The following is an 18,211-nucleotide window of genomic DNA, read 5'->3' on the forward strand; positions in this document are numbered from 1 at the left end:
TTCAGGCGCTGCCGGCAGACCGGATAGGCTATGCTTGGCAAGCCCTCGGAACAAGGCCAAATCCCACGTCCCATGGATATTCCGCTGACACAACGGCTGTCGTTCAAGCAGGCCAGCCTCACGGTGCTGGTGGCGTTCATCCTCGGCACCGTTCTCAGCATCGTCCAGGTCGCCAGCGACTACTTCAACGAAAACGAGTCCATCGACCGGGAAATCAAGGCCCTGCTCGAGATCGCCCACAGCCCTGCCGCGCGCATCGCCTACAACATCGACGCCGAACTGGCCCAGGAGCTGGTGCTCGGCCTGTTGCGTTCGCCGGCGGTGATCCGCGCCGAGATCGTCGACAACAACGGCGCGATGCTCGCCAGCGTGGGCCGGCCACGGGCCGAAAGCGATTTCCGCATCTTCAGCGACTACCTGTTCGGGGAGCGGCGCGAGTTCGAAGACCCGCTTTATATCGTCCACGCACCCAACGAGACCCTGGGTGTGCTCCGCCTGGAAGTGGACACCTTCGCCTTCGGCAACCACTTCCTGCGCCGCGCCATGATCACCCTGTTGAGCGGCTTCGTGCGTAGCCTGCTGCTGTCGCTGATCCTGCTGGTGCTCTTCTACAGCATGCTGACCAAACCCCTGGTGGAGCTGATCCGTGGGCTCAGCGAGCGCGATACGCGCGCCTCGCCAGACGCCAAGCTGCCCTGTCCGCCCAGCCACGAGCACGACGAGATCGGCGTGCTAGTCGGGGTCATCAACCGCCAGTTGGCCAGCCTGGCGACCGAGATGCAGCAGCGTCGCGATGCGGACCAGCGTCTGAACCAGTACCTGGCCGAACTGGAGGACATCGTTTCGGCACGCACAGCCGAGTTGAAGGCCGCCAACAGCCGCCTCAGCCGCTACAACCAGGAACTGGAAGTGGCGCGCGGCACCGCACTGGAAATGGCCAAGGCCCGCGCCGCCTTCCTCGCCAACATGAGCCACGAGATCCGCACCCCACTCAACGGCTTGCTGGGCATGCTCGACCTGGCCCTCGACGGCCCGCTGAACAATGAGCAGCGTCGCCAGCTGCAAATTGCCCATGACTCCGGCAGTGTGCTGGTGGAACTGCTCAACGACATCCTCGACCTTTCCAAGTTCGAAGCCGGCCAACTGGAGTTGGAGCAGATCCCCTTCGATCTGGGCACCTTGCTGGAAGACACCGCCAACCTGCTGTCGCAGAACACGGCCCCCGGTGTGGAGCTCACCTGCCTGATCGATCCGAAGCTGCCGTCACTGGTGGTCGGTGACCCCACGCGGGTCCGCCAGGTGATCAGCAATCTCCTGTCCAATGCCCTCAAGTTCACCCGCTTCGGTCGCGTCGACCTGCGTGCGGCGCCCAGCCCCGGCGGCGTGCTGATCACCGTGCGCGACACCGGCATCGGTATCTCCGCCGAAGCCCTGCCCAAACTGTTCCAGCCCTTCTCACAGGGCAATGCCGGTATTACCCGCCAGTTCGGCGGAACCGGCCTGGGCCTGGCGCTGACCCGCCACCTCTGCGAAGCCATGCAGGGGCAGCTGGAGGTGAAATCGCAGGAAGGCGTAGGCAGTCTGTTCAGCGCCGAACTGCCGCTGGTGGAACACAGCCCGGCCGAATCCCGTGCCCCCATGCAGGGCAAGGTCGTGGCGCTGTGCGGCGCGAAGAGCGGGCTGGCGGAACTGCTTGGAATCTGGCTGCCGATCTGGGGCCTGAAGTTCGAGCGACGGGACCGGGATGCCGATCTTGCCGACGTTCAGGCAGACCTGCTGATCAGCGACGATCCAGATTGCCTCGAACATGTGCGCCGTACCGCGCAGATTCCCATCCTGCTGGTGACCGGCTACGGCAGCTTCCTGCCACCCCCGCGCGCAGCAACGCTGACGCCGCTGCACCAACTGGCGCGCCCCTTGTCGCGGGCGGCCCTGCATCAGGCGCTGCAACGGGTCCTGCTGAAACTTCCGGAGGATGCCCCGGCCCTGGTCACGCAAGCAGCCGAGCCACAGCTGCGCCATGCGCGCGTTCTGCTGGTGGAAGACAATGCCGTGAACCAACTGGTGGCCAAGGGCATGCTGGCCAAGCTGGGTTGCGAGGTATTGCTGGCGGGCCACGGTGCCGAGGCCCTGAGTCACCTGGAGCAGACGGCCGTCGACCTGGTGCTGATGGACTGCAACATGCCGGTGATGGATGGCTACGAAGCCACCCGACGCATTCGCCAAAGCGGACGCTGGCAGGACCTGCCGATCATCGCCCTGACCGCCAACGCCCTGCCGGACGAACGCGAGCGTTGTCGCGCCGCCGGCATGGACGACTACCTGGCCAAGCCCTTCCGCCGCGAAGAGCTGGTGGCGCTACTCGACACCTGGCTGCCGGCTACCCAGGCAACCCCATGAGCTGACCCAGCAACTCGCCGAGGCGCGCGCGCAACTCGGCCATCTCGTTGAGATCCAGGCCACTGGAGCAGATCAGCTCGTCACGCAGGGGCATCACCCTTTCCCGCAAGGCAATGCCCTCCTCCGTCAACGCCAGGTGCACTTCACGCTCGTCATGGGCTGCGCGCCGGCGACGCACGAAGCCAAGCTGTTCCAGGCGCTTGAGCAACGGCGTGAGGGTGCCGGAATCCAGCAGCAGACGCTCGCCCAGCGCCTTGACCGTGGGCTGCTCGGGCGGACGCGCGTGCCACTCCCAGAGCACCAGCATCGCCAGGTACTGCGGATAGGTCAGGCCAAGGGACTCCAGCAGCGGCCGGTATCCGCGGATCACCGCACGAGAAGCTGCGTAGAGCTTGAAGCACAACTGGTTGTCCAGCAGCAGCTCGGGCTCGATGGATGGAGCGTTCATTTCAGCAGGGCTTCGATCTCGGTGCTGATCTCTTCCGGCTTGGTGGTCGGCGCGAAACGCTTGATGAGCTGGCCATCCCGGCTGATCAGGAACTTGGTGAAGTTCCACTTGATGCCCTGGCTACCCAGCAGGCCGGGCGCACGCTTCTTCAGCTGCACGTAGAGCGGGTGGGCATGGGCGCCGTTCACGTCGATCTTCTTGAACAGCGGGAAGCTGACGCCGAAGTTCAGTTCACAGAACTCACTGATGGCGCCTTCGTCACCCGGCTCCTGCTTGCCGAATTGGTTGCAGGGGAAGCCCAGCACCACCAGGCCCCTGTCCTTGTACTGCTGCCAGAGGCTTTCCAGGCCTTTGTATTGCGGTGTGAAGCCACACTTGCTCGCGGTGTTGACCACCAGCAGCGCCTTGCCGCCGAAGTCCGAGAGGGTCTTCTGCTCGCCTTTGATGGTGGTAACGGGGATATCGAGAATCTTGTCGCTCATGGTCGGAACCTGTTTGGAGGAAATCCAGAAGAAAATAGCCCCCAATTAAATTGCGTGCAATTTAATTTCGCTATGAAAAGGCCCGCCTCGCGGCGAGCCTTTCCCGTGGGACCTTTCAGCGTGGCTCGAGCTTCAGCGACACCGAATTGATGCAATAACGCATGCCCGTAGGTCGCGGACCGTCGGGGAAGACGTGTCCCAGGTGGGAATCGCACCGGGCGCATCGCACTTCGATGCGCTGCATGCCATGGCTGGAGTCCTCGAGTTCGGTGATGACGTCCTTGCTCACCGGCTGGAAGTAGCTCGGCCAGCCACTGCCGGAGTCGTACTTGGCGTCGGAATCGAACAGCGCTTCGCCGCAACAGGAGCAGTGATAGATGCCCGGAGTCTTGGTGGCGTAGTACTCGCCGGTGAACGCACGCTCGGTGCCACCCAGGCGGCAGACGTGGAACTGGGTGTCGGAAAGCTCCTCGCGCCAGCTTTCCAGGGGTTTCTCAAGCTTGTCCATGACAGTCCTCGGCAGTGTTAAAAAAGCCCGGTCCCGACCTTTTCGGGCCAACGGGCCGCACGTATCATGCGCGATTCATCAGACGCCAGTCTGGCAGCGGCGTTACAGGCTGCCAAGGCGCATCGATCCCCGTCGCCTCGCGACTCTTTTCACCTCGGGACAGTTACGCATCATGCAGGTCAGCAAATCGAACAAGCTCGCCAACGTCTGCTACGACATTCGCGGACCGGTGCTCAAGCACGCCAAACGCCTGGAAGAGGAAGGCCATCGCATCCTCAAGCTGAACATCGGCAACCCGGCGCCGTTCGGTTTCGAAGCCCCGGAGGAAATCCTCCAGGACGTGATCCGCAACCTGCCCACCGCCCAGGGCTACAGCGACTCCAAGGGCCTGTTCAGTGCGCGCAAGGCCGTGATGCAGTACTACCAGCAGAAGCAGGTCGAAGGCATCGGCATCGAGGACATCTACCTCGGCAATGGCGTATCCGAGCTGATCGTGATGTGCATGCAGGCCCTGCTGAACAACGGTGACGAGGTCCTGATCCCGGCGCCGGACTACCCGCTCTGGACCGCTTCGGTGAGCCTGGCCGGTGGCAAGCCGGTGCACTACCTGTGCGACGAGCAGGCCAACTGGTGGCCGGACCTGGACGACATCAAGGCCAAGATCACCCCGAACACCAAGGCCATGGTGATCATCAACCCGAACAACCCCACCGGCGCCGTGTACTCGAAGGAAGTCCTCGAAGGCATGGTGGAGCTGGCGCGCCAGCACAACCTGGTGGTCTTCTCCGACGAGATCTACGACAAGATCCTCTACGACGAAGCCGTGCACATCTCCACCGCCTCCCTGGCGCCGGACGTGCTCTGCCTGACCTTCAACGGCCTGTCCAAGTCCTACCGCGTGGCGGGCTTCCGCTCTGGCTGGGTGGCCATTTCCGGCCCCAAGCAGAAGGCCCAGAGCTACATCGAAGGCATCGACATCCTGGCCAACATGCGCCTGTGCGCCAACGTGCCCAGCCAGCACGCGATCCAGACCGCACTCGGCGGCTACCAGAGCATCAACGACCTGGTCCTGCCCAACGGCCGCCTGCTGGAACAGCGCAACCGCGCCTGGGAGCTGCTCAACGACATCCCGGGCGTCAGCTGCGTGAAGCCCATGGGCGCGCTCTACGCCTTCCCGAAGATCGACCCCAAGGTCTGCCCGATCCACAACGACGAGAAGTTCGTCCTCGACCTGCTGCTCTCCGAGAAGCTGCTGATCGTCCAGGGCACCGCCTTCAACTGGCCGTGGCCTGATCACTTCCGCGTGGTCACCCTGCCCCGCGTCGACGACCTCGAACAGGCGATCGGCCGTATCGGCGGCTTCCTCAAGTCGTACCGCCAGTAACGTCCCATGGACCTGCAGATCGACGACTTCTACAAGGATTGCGCCACGGGCCTGCTACAGCTGTATCAGGCCTTTCCGAGGCGTGTCGCGCTGTATGTGGAAGACCTGATCGGTCCGTCCGAGCCAGATGAATTCGGCCTGCCCAGCAAACGCCACGAGAGCTGCCTGGGCGCCCTCCTCTGGCTCGCGGACGAGGGTTATCTGCGCTTCTACAGCACCATCCATTTCGAAGCACTGGACCAGGCGGTGCTCACGGAGAAAGGCTTCCTTCGGCTTTCCCGCGCACTGCCCGACGGCCTGGACACCCCGGAAATCCTGCCCGCCAGCATCTTGCGGGTCCGCGCCAGCCTTGCGCAGCAATTGCGCGAGGCACTTCGCAGCGCCGACAGTGAACGACTGGTTCGCCTGACTCGACTAATCTTCGAAAGCAGCGCAAGCGTGTCACGCGACATAGTTTGAAATAGTCCCCGGTTGAATACGCCTGGGCCGCCCCTTATATACCCCCGCATACCAAACCGCTTTCCGCCGTGAGGAGATTGTTCCAATCATGATGCGCATTCTGTTGTTCCTGGCCACAAACCTTGCAGTCCTGGTGATTGCCAGCATCACGCTGAAACTGCTGGGCGTAGACCGCTTCACCGGCCAGAACTACGGCAGCCTGCTGGTCTTCTGCGCCGTGTTCGGCTTCGCCGGTTCGCTGGTTTCGCTGTTCATCTCCAAGTGGATGGCGAAGATGAGCACCGGCACCGAAATCATCACCCAGCCGCGTACCCGCCATGAACAATGGCTGCTGCAAACCGTTGAGCAACTGTCCCGCGAAGCCGGCATCAAGATGCCGGAAGTCGGCATCTTCCCCGCGTACGAAGCGAACGCTTTCGCCACAGGCTGGAACAAGAACGACGCACTGGTGGCCGTGAGCCAGGGCCTGCTGGAGCGCTTCTCCCCTGACGAAGTGAAAGCCGTGCTGGCCCACGAGATCGGCCACGTCGCCAACGGCGACATGGTCACGCTGGCCCTGATCCAGGGCGTGGTGAACACCTTCGTGATGTTCTTCGCGCGCATCTTCGGCAACTTCGTCGACAAGGTGATCCTGAAGAACGAAGAAGGTCCGGGCATCGGCTACTTCATCGCCACCATCTTCGCCGAACTGGTCCTGGGCATCCTCGCCAGCATCATCGTCATGTGGTTCTCGCGCCGTCGCGAGTTCAAGGCTGACGAAGCAGGCGCCCACCTGGCCGGCACCAACGCCATGATCGGCGCCCTGCAGCGCCTGCGCGCCGAGCAAGGCGTACCGGTGCAGATGCCCGACAGCCTGACGGCCTTCGGCATCAACGGCGGCCTGAAACACGGCCTCGCCGGCCTGCTGATGAGCCACCCGCCGCTGGAAGACCGCATCGAGGCCCTGCGCCGCCGCGGCTGAAACGAATCACACTGACTTGGGCGGCCAATTGGCCGCCCTTTTTTTGCCTGCTCCGAACCGTAGGTTGTGGCTGAGCTCGGCGAATCCCAACATTTCGCGGCTATCGGCGACTCAGCCGAAACACCGGCTCGTGCAGGCTATCCAGCCCGCGAGAGGCGAACTTCCAGTTCTTCTCCAGCACGTCGTTGCGCTCCAGCAGCACGACTTCCCAACCTGCCTCCAGCTGACTGCGCACTTCGGATTCGGGCACCGAGAACGGCGGGCCATCCAGGCGCGCCTGCTCGTACTCCAACGTCACCATCAACCCATCACAACGCGCGGGCAGGATGCGTTGCAGATGCGCCACATAGTCATCACGCATGGCAGGCGGCAGCGCAATCAAGGCCGCGCGATCGTAGAGCGCGTGACACTCGGCGACATCCGCTGCGGTGACGGCGAAGAAGTCGCCCTGAAGAATCTCGATGGCACCCGCGCTGTAGCGACGCAGGACGCCCTGTTGCGACACCTCGGGCTTCAGGCCCTGCTCGGCGAAGAAATCCTCCACCGCACGCTCGGCCAGCTCAACGCCCAGGACCCTGTAGCCCTGCCCGGCCAGCCACACCAGATCCAGTGTCTTGCCGCAGAGTGGCACCAGCACCTGACAACCCCGCGCCAGCCCAAGCTTCGGCCAGTAGCGTTCGAGATAGGGATTGACCTCGCGCAGGTGGAAGCCAATCTGATTCTCCGCCCAACGTGCTTGCCAGAACTGCTCGTCCATGATTTCTCCATCAATTCGATCAAATAGCTCAAATATTTATGCTGGATATCGATATATCCAGCCCGGATGATGCCGGAATCCTACCGGAGGAATTCTGAAATGCTACCCAGCCTTTACATCTCCCATGGCTCGCCCATGCTCGCCCTGGAGCCCGGCGAAAGCGGTCCGGCACTCAGGGCCCTGGCCACTGCGCTGCCACGCCCCAGGGCGATCCTGGTGGTCTCCGCCCACTGGGAGAGCGACCAGTTGCTGCTGAGCGGCGCTGCGCATCCGGAAACCTGGCACGACTTTTACGGCTTTCCACCGCCGCTCTACGCCGTGCAATATCCCGCACCCGGAGCGCCCGAGCTGGCGGAAGAGATCGCCGGCTTGCTGACCGAAGCCGGACTTCCCGCCAGCATCGACACACAGCGCCCCTTCGACCACGGCACCTGGGTACCGCTTTCACTGATGTACCCGGACGCCGATATCCCGGTGGTCCAGCTGTCCCTGCCGAGTCGCCTCGGCCCCGCCTTCCAGACCCGCGTTGGGCACGCACTGACGGGTCTGCGCCAACGCGGAGTCCTGCTGATTGGCTCCGGCAGCATCACCCACAACCTGAGCGAACTGGACTGGCGTGCCGGCCCGGAAGTCGTCACCCCCTGGGCCAAGGCGTTCCGCGACTGGATGGTGGAGCGCCTGGAAGAAGACGACGAGGCCGCACTGCACGCCTACCGCACAGAGGCGCCCCATGCCGCGCGCAATCACCCACGGGACGAGCACTTGCTGCCGCTCTACTTCGCCCGAGGTGCCGGCAAGCGCTTCGGCCTGGTGCACAGCGGCTTCACCCTGGGGGCGCTGGGGATGGATATCTACCGCTTCGACTAAGAGGCGATGCTTCGTTCTTCTGTGGGGGCGAATTCATTCGCTTTGCAGTCCGCAGGGGGGCTGCTTCGCAACCCTTAGAGAATGAATTAGCTATGTCTGCGTTAGCTGTTGCCAGAAATCGGCCATCGATCCAGGAGCCTTGTAGGAGCTAGCTTGCTAGCGAAACGGGGCTATTCGCTGGCAAGCCAGCTCCTACGGGCAATGCAGCTACTTGCAACACTTAATGCAGACACAGCCAATGAATTCGCCCCCACAAGGTCAACATTCACTCGCCCACCAGACACAAAAAAGCCCCGCTAGTGCGGGGCTTTTCTGTTTACAGCGGCGCGTATCAGTCTTCGCGGTAGCGACGCAGCTTCAGCTGCTTGCCGGCGACGCGGGTGTCCTTCAGTTTGCCCAGCAGGCGGTCGAGGCCTTCTTCGGGCAGCTCGATCAGGCTGAAGGTTTCGCGGATCTGAATGCGACCAATGGCGTCACGGGCAATGCCACCCTCGTTGAGGATGGCACCCAGCAGGTTCTTCGCGGCGATGCCGTCGCGAGTACCCAGGGCAGTACGGCAACGCACGCGACCTTCGGCCAGCGGCATCGGCGCACGGCGCTCGCGGTATTCGCCGCGCTCACCACGCTCACCACGTTCGCCACCGTCGCGTTCACGACGCTCGCGCGGCTGGGAGCTCGGCACCAGCGGTTGCTCGCGCTCAACGTCGGCGAGGTTCAGCGCCTGGCCATTGGTGGCCTTGCGCAGCAGCGCCGAGGCCAGGGCACGCGGGCTGCAGCCGATGTCGGCGACCAGACGGTCGAGCAGCTCGCCGTGGCTGGCTTCAGCATCAGCCACCAGCGGAGTGAGGCTGGCGGTGAGCTTCTTGATGCGCGCATCCAGAACCTGTTGCGCGTTGGGCAGGCGGACTTCCGCGACCTTCTGGCCGGTCACACGCTCGATCACCTGCAGCATGCGGCGTTCGCGCGGGGTCACCAGCAGCAGCGCACGACCATCACGACCGGCACGACCGGTACGGCCGATACGGTGCACGTAGGATTCCGGATCGTAAGGCATGTCCACGTTGAACACGTGGGTGATGCGCGGCACGTCGATACCGCGAGCGGCAACGTCGGTGGCGACCACGATGTCCAGACGGCCATCCTTCAGCGACTCGATCACACGCTCACGCTGGTTCTGGGCGATGTCACCGTTCAGCGCAGCGGCCTTGTAGCCCTTGGCTTCCAGGGCACTGGCCAGGTCCAGGGTGGCCTGCTTGGTGCGCACGAAAGCGATCAGCGCGTCGAATTCCTCGACTTCCAGCAGACGCAGCACAGCCTGGGTCTTCTGGTCGGCGTGAACCATCAGGTGAGCCTGCTCGATGCGGGCTACGGTCTGGGTCTTGGCGGCGATCTTGACGTGTTGCGGGTTCTTCAGGTGACGCTCGGCGATCGAACGGATCGACGGCGGCAGGGTGGCGGAGAACAGCACGCTCTGACGGCTTTCCGGGAGGGCTTCGAAGATCACTTCGAGGTCATCCATGAAGCCGAGCTTGAGCATTTCGTCCGCTTCGTCCAGCACCAGTTGCTGCACGGTGGCGAGCATCTTGTCGTCGCGACGCAGGTGGTCGCACAGACGGCCGGGGGTCGCCACGATCACCTGGGCGCCCTGGCGCAGGGCCTTGAGCTGAGGCCCCATGGGCGCGCCGCCGTATACGGCGACCACGTTCAGGCCCGGCATCTGCTTGGCGTAAGTTTCGAAAGCGGTGGCAACTTGCAGTGCGAGCTCGCGGGTCGGTGCCAGGATCAGCGCCTGCGGCTCTCGTTTGGCCGGATCGATGCGCGACAGGATCGGCAGCGCGAAGGCTGCAGTCTTGCCGGTACCGGTCTGGGCCTGGCCAATCATGTCGTGACCGGCAAGGATTACCGGAATCGACTGGGCCTGGATGGGGGACGGCTCTTCATAGCCGACCGCAGCAATTGCGGCCAGTACATTGGGATGAATGCCGAGCGCGGCGAAAGTGCCGATTTCCTGGGTCATGGGTCTGCCTCATGTGCATCCGCAAAGACCCTTGTTCCATAGCTGCACATGCCGTGAAGGACCTTGTGGGTCGCCCTGGCAGCCTGGTAGAGAATTTGCGTGATCGCTTTATTGGGAATGGATGAAACGTCAAGGGTAGCCCGCAGCGCGGACTTGCAGCCGAAGGCAAAGTGCCTCGGGAAAAAACGCAGTACTTGAACGGAGCCGTCAATTGGCCGGCGCGCATCATACAGGAAATATCTTGCTCGCGTGCAGATTTTTCTACACCCCCATTACCGCTCCGCCAGACGGTTTGGGCCAATGGACAAGCCCTCCATGCGGGTCTATATCCCACCTGCCCTCTCGCTATTCCCACAAAGGAACGCCCTCCATGTCCACCAGTTCCGTCGGCCGCGTCAGTCGTGAAAAGCGCGGCCACATCATGCTGATCGGCCTTGACCGCACACCCAAGCGCAATGCCTTCGACCAGGCGATGCTGGATGACCTGGTACTGGCGCTGGGCGAATACGAGCGGGACGACGATGCGCGCTGCGCGCTGGTCTTCGCTCATGGCGAGCATTTCACCGCCGGGCTGGACCTGGCCAATGTAGGCGACGCCTTCCGCCAGGGCTGGAAAGTGCCCGCCGGCGCCGTCGACCCCTGGGGCACCTTCGGCGGTCCGCGCCTCAGCAAGCCCCTCATAGTCGCCGTGCAGGGCTACTGCTACACCATCGGCATCGAACTGATGCTGGCGGCCGATATCAACCTCTGCGCCAGCAACACCCGCTTCGCCCAGATGGAAGTCCAGCGCGGCATTTTCCCCTTCGCCGGCGCCACACTGCGGCTGCACCAGATCGCCGGTTGGGGCAATGCCATGCGCTGGCTGCTCACCGGAGACGAATTCGACGCCCACGAAGCCTATCGCCTGGGACTGGTCCAGGAAGTGCTCGCCAGCGAAGACTTGTTGCCCCGTGCCATCTGGCTGGCTGAGCGCGTGGCGGCCCAGGCCCCACTCGGCGTCCGCGCCACCCTGGCGTCAGCGCACCAGACCCTGGATGACGGCGAGAAGGTAGCGGCCGCAGCACTGCAAGCCACCGCACAGCAGCTGCTGACCACCGAAGATGCCAAGGAAGGCCTGCGCGCGATGCTGGAAAAGCGCGAAGGGAAATTCAAAGGGAAATAGCCCGCATTTTGTAGGAGCGAGCTTGCTCGCGAACAACCCGAGCACAAGCCTTCGCGAGCAGAGCTCGCTCCTACGGAGGCACCGAGCTCATCCTGCAGCGATCAACCCACGCATGGCCCTTATTTGTAGGAGCGAGCTTGCTCGCGAACAGCCCAAGCACGATCCTTCGCGAGCAAGCGCGCTCCTACCAGCTCATCCCGCCCAACAGGGGGGTCAGGTCGCCGGCCGCACCACATCCAACAGCGATTGCAGCGAATACCCGAGACTCGGCGCCAGGGCCTCGGCCTTCGCCTGAAGCGTCTCGCGATCCAGCACCTGGTCCAGGTCGGCCGGAACGAAGAGCACCACATTGCCCTCCTTCACCGGGCACTCCCAGTAATGGTGATGGAAAAGCCCGCGCAGCAAGGCGGCGCCCAGCGGCTTGCCGTCTTCCGCCGCCCACTGGTTGATGACCAGCCAGCCGCCGGGGCTGAGGCGCTTCTGGCAGGCGCCGAGGAAATTCCATGCCAGGTGACCCACGCCCGGACCGTGGTCGGTATAGAGATCGACGAAGATCAGGTCTGCCGGCTCGGCGCTGTCCAGCAGCTCCAGGGCGTCACCAATGCGCACGTAGAGGCGGGGATCGTCGGTCAGGCCGAGATACTCCATGGCCAGCCTTGGCACATCGGGGCGCAGCTCGATCACTTCCACATCTTCCAGTGGCAGGAACTTCAGGCAGGCCTGGGTCAGCGTCCCGGCCCCAAGACCGAGGAACAACGCATTCTCCGGCGCCGCATGGCACAGCGCGCCCAGCAGCATGGCGCGGGTGTAGTCGTACTCGAGCCAGGCCGGGTCTGCCGTGAAGACGCAACTCTGCTCCACCGCCTCACCGAATTCGAGGATGCGATAAGGCCCCACTTCGTAGACGCGGATCACGCCGAATTCATCATGCACTTCCGCGAGCAGGCGCTCCTCGGACATCAAGTCATCACTCCTTCAAGGCCAGCGCTGACATTTCGCACCAACCCGGCGCAACACCGGCGCCTATTGCCATTGAAGCCGGAGCCCGTGCTCCCGGCATAATCCGAACCGCGCGCCCCAAGGGCGAAAACCGCACAAGAATAACAGCGCAGAGGTCGAACCCAGCATGTACGCAATCATCGGCGCGGGCCCCATGGGTCTGTGCAGTGCCCGCCAGTTGCAGAAACACGGCATTCCCTTCATCGGCTTCGAGCTGAACGGCGATGTCGGCGGCCTCTGGGACATCGACAACCCCCACAGCACCATGTACGACTCGGCGCACCTGATCTCCTCCAAGCGCACCACCGAGTTCACCGAATTTCCGATGGATACCGAGGTAGCCCCCTACCCGCACCATAGCGAAATGCGCCGCTACTTCCGTGATTACGCGAAACACTTCGACCTCTACAGGCACTTCCGCTTCAACACCCGCGTGCTGCACCTGGAACGTCAGGAGAAGGGCTGGAAGCTGGTCAGCGAAACGGACGGCCTGCGCCGCGAAGACCATTTCGACGGCATCCTGATCGCCAACGGCACCTTGCACGCGCCGAACCGCCCCGCCCTGCCCGGCCAGTTCGACGGTGAAGTGCTGCACTCGGCGGACTACCGCTCGCCGGCCCTGTTCGACGGCAAGCGCGTGCTGCTGGTGGGCTGCGGCAACTCCGCCTGCGACATCGCCGTCGACGCCGTGCACCGCGCCACTTCGGTCGACCTTTCGGTGCGCCGTGGTTACTACTTCCTGCCCAAGTTCATCCTTGGCCGCCCGACCGATACCTTCGGCGGCGCCGTGAAACTTCCCCGCCGGCTCAAGCAACTGGTCGACGGCCTGCTGGTCCGCGCGCTGGCGGGCAAGCCATCGCAGTACGGCCTGCCCGACCCCGACTACCGGTTGTACGAATCCCATCCAGTGATGAATTCCCTGGTGCTCCACCACCTGGGACATGGCGACATCAAGGCGCGCCCGGACATCGCCCGCATCGAGGGTCGCAGCGTGACCTTCAGCGACGGCCGCCAGGCCGAATACGACCTGATCCTGCAAGCTACCGGCTACAAGTTGGATTACCCGTTCATCGAGCGCTCCGAGCTGAACTGGCCCGAACGTGCCGGCGCGCCGCAGCTCTACCTGAACATCTTCCATCCTGAGCACGACGACCTGTTCATGATGGGCATGGTCGAGGCGTCCGGCCTGGGCTGGCAGGGCCGAGCGGAGCAGGCAGAACTGGTGGCCCTGTACATTCGCCAGTTGCAGGCCGGCAGCCCGTCGGCCCGCTCCTTCCAACAGCTCAAGCGCGAACGCGCCGCACTGCGCCTGGACGGTGGCTACCAGTACCTGGAACTCGAGCGAATGGCCTACTACGTCCACAAGGACAGCTACCGCGCCGCCATCGCCCAACACAGCGCGGACCTGCGCAAGGACCTGGCCACCCGCAGCCAGCCCTTGGCCGCCCATAACCTGGCCTGACGCGGAGGCGCACCATGAGAGTCGTCCTGATCACCGGCGCCGCCAGCGGCCTCGGCTGGGAACTGGCGCGCGCCTGCCACGCTCGTGGCGATGCGCTCTTGCTGACGGACGTGGATGCCAGCGGCCTGGCTGCGCGAGTCGCAGAGTTAGGTGAAGAACGCGTTGCAGGCGTAGCCGGCGACATCACCGACAGCGATGTCCAGGCACAACTGGTCGACGTCTGCCGCGAGCGCTTCGGCCGCCTTGACCTGCTCATCAACAATGCCGGCATCACCCACCGCTCACCGACCATCCACACCGCACCGCAGGTGCTGCGCCGGGTGATGGCGGTGGATTACCACGCGCCGCTGGAATTGACCCTGGCCGCCCTCCCATTGCTGCAAGCCAGTCGGGGCCAGGTGATTGCCATCGGCTCGATGGCCGGCTGGATGCCGGTGCTCGGCCGCGCTGGCTACTGCGCGGCCAAAAGCGCGCTGACCCAGGCGTTCGAAGTGCTGCGCGCAGAGATCGCCCGCGACGGCGTAGGCCTGTTGATGGTCTATCCCAGTTTTCTCGACACCCCCATCGAGCGCAACGCACTCGGGGGCGATGGCCGACCGGCGCAACATGCCCGCTCGACAGTCGGCAAGGTGCGTGGAGCCGACTGGATGGCCCGCGAGATTCTCAAAAGCGCGAGCGCCGGCCGCCAGCGACTGTTTCCCGATCGCGGCAGTTGGCTCGCCAGTCTCCTGTGGCGGTTGGCACCAGGTTTCTACTATCGGCAGATGAGCCAACGCTTCGCCGGGGAACTGGGTTGATGGATGTCGCCTGGCTGGCCCTGGGCGGTTTCATCCTGCTTGCCTATACCCTGGAAGCCATCACCGGCTTCGGCAGCACCATCGTCGCCCTGTCCCTGGGCGCCCTGCTGCTGCCGATCCATGACCTGCTGCCAGTACTGGTACCACTGAACATCCTCATGAGTGGATTTCTCGCCTGGCGCCATCGACGCCTGGTGCAATGGCGCCTGCTGCTGGTGACCGTACTGCCGGGGATGTTCGTCGGCACGCTGGTCGGCTATGGCCTGCGACCCTGGCTGGACGATGGAGCGATGAAACTGGGCTTCGGCGTGCTGATCCTCTGGTTCGCCCTGCGCGGCCTTCTCCAGGGCGCTCCCCAGGGCCGCACGCCGACCTGGATGACGCGCCTGCAAACCGGTGCGGCCGGCATCAGCCACGGCCTGTTCGCCTCTGGCGGACCGCTGCTGGTGCATGCCCTGGCTGCCACCGCGCTGGACAAGGCAAGACTGCGCGCCACCCTCCTCTGCGTCTGGTTCGGCCTCAATAGCCTGCTGACCCTGGCCTTCTTGATCGACGGCAGCCTGGCACCGGCGCTGCCTCGCGTCGCCGTGTATGCGCCGCTGCTGGTACTCGGGGTGCTGGCCGGGGAATACCTGCACAAGCGCTTGGCCGAAGCACATTTCCGTACCGCCATCCACCTGCTGCTGTGCCTTTGCGGCGCACTCCTCTGCTGGCGCGCCTAGCGCCGCTTCCGGGCCTTTCGGGTACCATGGCTCATCTACCGCAAGCAGCCGTATCGAGACCCTGATGAGCAGCCAAGAATGGAGTCCTGAAAGCTGGAGGGAAAAACCCATCCAGCAGCAGCCCGAGTACCCGGACGCCGCCAAGCTGGCGCATGTCGAGCAGACACTGGCGAGCTACCCGCCGCTGGTGTTCGCCGGCGAGGCACGCGAGCTGCGCCGCCAGTTCGCCGAGGTGACCGAGGGACGCGCCTTCCTGCTGCAGGGTGGCGATTGCGCGGAAAGCTTTGCCGAATTCTCTGCCGCGAAAATCCGCGACACCTTCAAGGTGCTGCTGCAGATGGCTATCGTCATGACCTTCGCCGCCGGTTGCCCGGTGGTGAAAGTCGGCCGCATGGCCGGTCAGTTCGCCAAGCCGCGCTCATCCGGCAACGAAACCCAAGGCGACGTCACCCTGCCGGCCTACCGTGGCGACATCGTCAACGGCATCGGCTTCGACGCCGCCAGCCGCGTGCCGGACCCGGAGCGTCTGCTGCAGGCCTACCACCAGGCCACCGCCAGCCTCAACCTGCTGCGTGCCTTCGCCCAGGGCGGCTTCGCCGACGTGCACCAGGTGCATCAGTGGAACCTCGATTTCATCGCCAACTCGGCGCTGACCGAGAAGTACAGCCAACTGGCCGACCGCATCGACGAAACCCTGGCCTTCATGCGCGCCTGCGGTTTGGACAGCGCGCCGCAATTGCGCGAAGCGAGCTTCTTCACCGCCCATGAAGCGCTGCTGCTGAACTACGAGCAGGCCTTCGTCCGCCGCGACAGCCTCACCGGCAACTGGTACGACTGCTCCGCGCACATGCTCTGGATCGGCGACCGCACCCGCCAGCCTGACGGCGCCCATGTGGAGTTCCTGCGCGGTGTCGGCAACCCCATCGGGGTCAAGGTGGGACCGAGCATGGACAGCGACGATCTGATCCGCCTGATCGACATTCTCAACCCGGAGAACGACCCCGGCCGCCTCAACCTGATCGTGCGCATGGGCGCCGAAAAGGTCGGCGATCACCTGCCCCGCCTGATCCGCACCGTCGAAGGTGAAGGCCGCAAGGTGCTGTGGAGTTCGGACCCGATGCACGGCAATACCATCAAGGCTTCCAGCGGCTACAAGACCCGCGACTTCGCCGCCATTCTCGGCGAGGTGAAGCAGTTCTTCGAGGTTCACCGCGCCGAGGGCACCTATGCCGGTGGCATCCACATCGAAATGACCGGACAGAACGTCACCGAATGCATCGGCGGCGCCCGCCCGATCACCGAAGACGGCCTCTCCGACCGCTACCACACCCATTGCGACCCGCGCCTGAACGCCGACCAGTCCCTGGAACTGGCCTTCCTGATCGCCGAGACGCTGAAGCAGATTCGGCGCTAGGACCGCGCTTTTCCTGTGGCGGCGAATTCATCGACCGTCTGTCCAGGAGCCTTGTAGGAGCTAGCTTGCCAGCGAAAAGGGACATTCGCTGGCAAGCCAGCTCCTACGGGCAATGCAGCTACTTGCAACACCCACAAGGAACCATCAGTTCCCCAGCCGGGACAGGCACGCCTGCAACCGCACAGTCCCCGGCCGCCGGCAGGTAACCGCCACCTCATTCAACCCCAGCCACGCCGCCATGCCCTGCAGGTTGTCGGCTAGGGCCTGCATGCCGGCTTCGCTGAGGCCGTGTTCCTCTTCATGCAACGCGTGCACCGCCAGGCGGCCCTGGGCGCGCTCGGCACGCAAATCGACACGAGCAGCCAGGCGTTCGTCATGCAGGAACGGCAGCACGTAGTAGCCGAACTGGCGCTTGTGCTGGGGCGTGTAGATTTCCAGCCGGTAGCGGAAGTCGAACAGGCGCTCGGTACGTGCCCGCTCCCAGATCAGCGAGTCGAAGGGCGACAACAGTGCGCTGGCCTTGACCTTGCGCGGCACCTTGGGATCACCCAGGCAATAGGCGGGCTGCTTCCAGCCATCGACCTGCGCCGGCTGCAGCGCGCCCTCTTCCACCAGTTCGGCCAGCCGAGCCTGGCTGTCGCTGGTCTCCAGGCGGTAGTAATCCCGCAGGTCCCGCTCAGTGGCCACGCCCAGCGCCTGGGCCGCACGCAGCAGCAATTGTCGATGGGCATCAGCCTCGGCCATTTCGGGCTGGTTGAGGATGTCGGCGGGAATCACGCGCTCCGGCAAGTCGTAGAGACGCTCGAACCCCCGGCGCCCGGCTACCGTCACCTCGCCGGCAGCGAACAGCCATTCCATCGCATGCTTTTCCGCGCTCCAGTCCCACCAGGGCCCGGCGCGCTCTTCGCGGGTGCTCAGCGCCCCAGCGCCCAAGGCACCCTGCTCGCGTACCGACTGCAGGACGCGCTGGATCACCTCCTGCTGCTCGAACCCAAATTTCGCCAGTTGCTGGTAGATGCCCTGGCCATTGGCCGCCCGGCGCATGCGCCAGCGCATCAGCGGATAGAGGTCCAGCGGCAGCAGCGACGCCTCGTGGCCCCAGTACTCGAACAACGCCCGGCGCCGGGGCTTGCCCCAGGCCAGGTCGTCCAGCAGTTCACGGTCGTAGTGGCCCAGGCGGGAAAAGGCAGGCAGATAGTGGGAGCGCACCAGGGCGTTCACCGAGTCGATCTGCACCACCCCCAGCGCGTCCAGTTGCGCCAACAATTGCCGATGGCGGATCGCGCCGCGTGGCGCACGGGCGAAACCCTGTGCCGCCAGGGCCAGGCGACGGGCTTCGGGAAGGGACAGACTCAGCGTCATGGGCTTCATG

The 18,211-nt window shown here is 64.3% G+C and carries 17 protein-coding genes; 10 read left to right on the plus strand and 7 right to left on the minus strand.

Annotated elements, in window-relative coordinates:
- The first annotated feature begins 30 nt into the window (after nt 1–30).
- Complete coding sequence (locus tag DM872_RS29825) at nt 31–2,400, plus strand: response regulator (RefSeq protein WP_256873506.1); 2,370 nt, start codon at nt 31–33, stop codon at nt 2,398–2,400.
- Here the strand turns inward: DM872_RS29825 and DM872_RS29830 are convergent.
- The 3 genes from DM872_RS29830 to msrB all read right to left on the minus strand — a co-directional run bounded on the left by DM872_RS29830 (nt 2,381) and on the right by msrB (nt 3,838).
- Complete coding sequence (locus DM872_RS29830) at nt 2,381–2,848, minus strand: MarR family winged helix-turn-helix transcriptional regulator (protein ID WP_179062751.1); 468 nt, start codon at nt 2,846–2,848, stop codon at nt 2,381–2,383. The genes DM872_RS29825 and DM872_RS29830 overlap by 20 nt on opposite strands.
- Nucleotides 2,845–3,330, minus strand: coding sequence for a glutathione peroxidase (locus tag DM872_RS29835; protein WP_179062752.1), 486 nt, complete (start codon nt 3,328–3,330; stop codon nt 2,845–2,847). Before DM872_RS29835 ends, DM872_RS29830 begins: the two co-directional genes overlap by 4 nt.
- Nucleotides 3,331–3,445: 115 nt before the next feature.
- Nucleotides 3,446–3,838: a peptide-methionine (R)-S-oxide reductase MsrB gene (msrB, locus tag DM872_RS29840; RefSeq protein WP_179062753.1), complete on the minus strand. Its 393-nt coding sequence runs from the start codon at nt 3,836–3,838 to the stop codon at nt 3,446–3,448.
- 172 nt (nt 3,839–4,010) lie between these two features.
- On the opposite strand from msrB, the gene DM872_RS29845 reads away from it, so the two are divergent.
- The 3 genes from DM872_RS29845 (at nt 4,011) to htpX (ending at nt 6,642) form a co-directional block, all read left to right on the plus strand.
- A complete protein-coding gene (locus DM872_RS29845) occupies nt 4,011–5,222 on the plus strand; it encodes a pyridoxal phosphate-dependent aminotransferase (protein WP_179062754.1) in 1,212 nt (403 codons plus the stop codon).
- 6 nt (nt 5,223–5,228) lie between these two features.
- Nucleotides 5,229–5,681: a hypothetical protein gene (locus DM872_RS29850; protein ID WP_179062755.1), complete on the plus strand. Its 453-nt coding sequence runs from the start codon at nt 5,229–5,231 to the stop codon at nt 5,679–5,681.
- An 88-nt stretch (nt 5,682–5,769) separates the two neighbouring features.
- Nucleotides 5,770–6,642, plus strand: coding sequence for a protease HtpX (gene htpX / locus DM872_RS29855; RefSeq protein ID WP_077523071.1), 873 nt, complete (start codon nt 5,770–5,772; stop codon nt 6,640–6,642).
- 100 nt (nt 6,643–6,742) lie between these two features.
- On the opposite strand, the gene DM872_RS29860 is transcribed toward htpX, so the two are convergent.
- Nucleotides 6,743–7,399, minus strand: coding sequence for a thiopurine S-methyltransferase (locus tag DM872_RS29860; protein ID WP_179062756.1), 657 nt, complete (start codon nt 7,397–7,399; stop codon nt 6,743–6,745).
- Nucleotides 7,400–7,498: 99 nt separating this feature from the next.
- Between DM872_RS29860 and DM872_RS29865 the strand changes: the two genes are divergently transcribed.
- Nucleotides 7,499–8,266: a DODA-type extradiol aromatic ring-opening family dioxygenase gene (locus DM872_RS29865; RefSeq protein WP_179062757.1), complete on the plus strand. Its 768-nt coding sequence runs from the start codon at nt 7,499–7,501 to the stop codon at nt 8,264–8,266.
- A 331-nt stretch (nt 8,267–8,597) separates the two neighbouring features.
- Here DM872_RS29865 and DM872_RS29870 read toward each other — a convergent pair whose 3' ends face one another.
- Complete coding sequence (locus tag DM872_RS29870) at nt 8,598–10,283, minus strand: DEAD/DEAH box helicase (RefSeq protein WP_179062758.1); 1,686 nt, start codon at nt 10,281–10,283, stop codon at nt 8,598–8,600.
- Between the two features lie 370 nt (nt 10,284–10,653).
- On the opposite strand from DM872_RS29870, the gene DM872_RS29875 reads away from it, so the two are divergent.
- Complete coding sequence (locus DM872_RS29875; RefSeq protein WP_179062759.1) at nt 10,654–11,445, plus strand: crotonase/enoyl-CoA hydratase family protein; 792 nt, start codon at nt 10,654–10,656, stop codon at nt 11,443–11,445.
- 213 nt (nt 11,446–11,658) lie between these two features.
- Here DM872_RS29875 and DM872_RS29880 read toward each other — a convergent pair whose 3' ends face one another.
- Nucleotides 11,659–12,405 carry a spermidine synthase gene (locus tag DM872_RS29880; protein ID WP_179062760.1) on the minus strand — a complete coding sequence of 249 codons (747 nt, stop codon included), beginning with the start codon at nt 12,403–12,405 and terminating at the stop codon, nt 11,659–11,661.
- A 166-nt stretch (nt 12,406–12,571) separates the two neighbouring features.
- On the opposite strand from DM872_RS29880, the gene DM872_RS29885 reads away from it, so the two are divergent.
- From DM872_RS29885 to DM872_RS29900, 4 genes are all read left to right on the plus strand, one after another.
- Nucleotides 12,572–13,906 carry a flavin-containing monooxygenase gene (locus DM872_RS29885; RefSeq protein ID WP_179062761.1) on the plus strand — a complete coding sequence of 445 codons (1,335 nt, stop codon included), beginning with the start codon at nt 12,572–12,574 and terminating at the stop codon, nt 13,904–13,906.
- Nucleotides 13,907–13,920: 14 nt separating this feature from the next.
- On the plus strand, nt 13,921–14,703 hold the full coding sequence (locus tag DM872_RS29890; RefSeq protein WP_179062762.1) for an SDR family NAD(P)-dependent oxidoreductase: 783 nt from the start codon (nt 13,921–13,923) through the stop codon (nt 14,701–14,703).
- Nucleotides 14,703–15,425: a sulfite exporter TauE/SafE family protein gene (locus tag DM872_RS29895; protein WP_179062763.1), complete on the plus strand. Its 723-nt coding sequence runs from the start codon at nt 14,703–14,705 to the stop codon at nt 15,423–15,425. The genes DM872_RS29890 and DM872_RS29895 overlap by 1 nt, the downstream gene beginning before the upstream one ends.
- Before the next feature lie 64 nt (nt 15,426–15,489).
- Nucleotides 15,490–16,839: a class II 3-deoxy-7-phosphoheptulonate synthase gene (locus DM872_RS29900; RefSeq protein WP_179062764.1), complete on the plus strand. Its 1,350-nt coding sequence runs from the start codon at nt 15,490–15,492 to the stop codon at nt 16,837–16,839.
- Between the two features lie 144 nt (nt 16,840–16,983).
- Here DM872_RS29900 and DM872_RS29905 read toward each other — a convergent pair whose 3' ends face one another.
- A complete protein-coding gene (locus tag DM872_RS29905) occupies nt 16,984–18,201 on the minus strand; it encodes a winged helix-turn-helix domain-containing protein (RefSeq protein WP_179062765.1) in 1,218 nt (405 codons plus the stop codon).
- Nucleotides 18,202–18,211: the final 10 nt, after the last annotated feature.

Source organism: Pseudomonas taiwanensis (assembly GCF_013393345.1).
GTDB classification, from domain to species: Bacteria; Pseudomonadota; Gammaproteobacteria; order Pseudomonadales; family Pseudomonadaceae; genus Metapseudomonas; species Metapseudomonas resinovorans_C.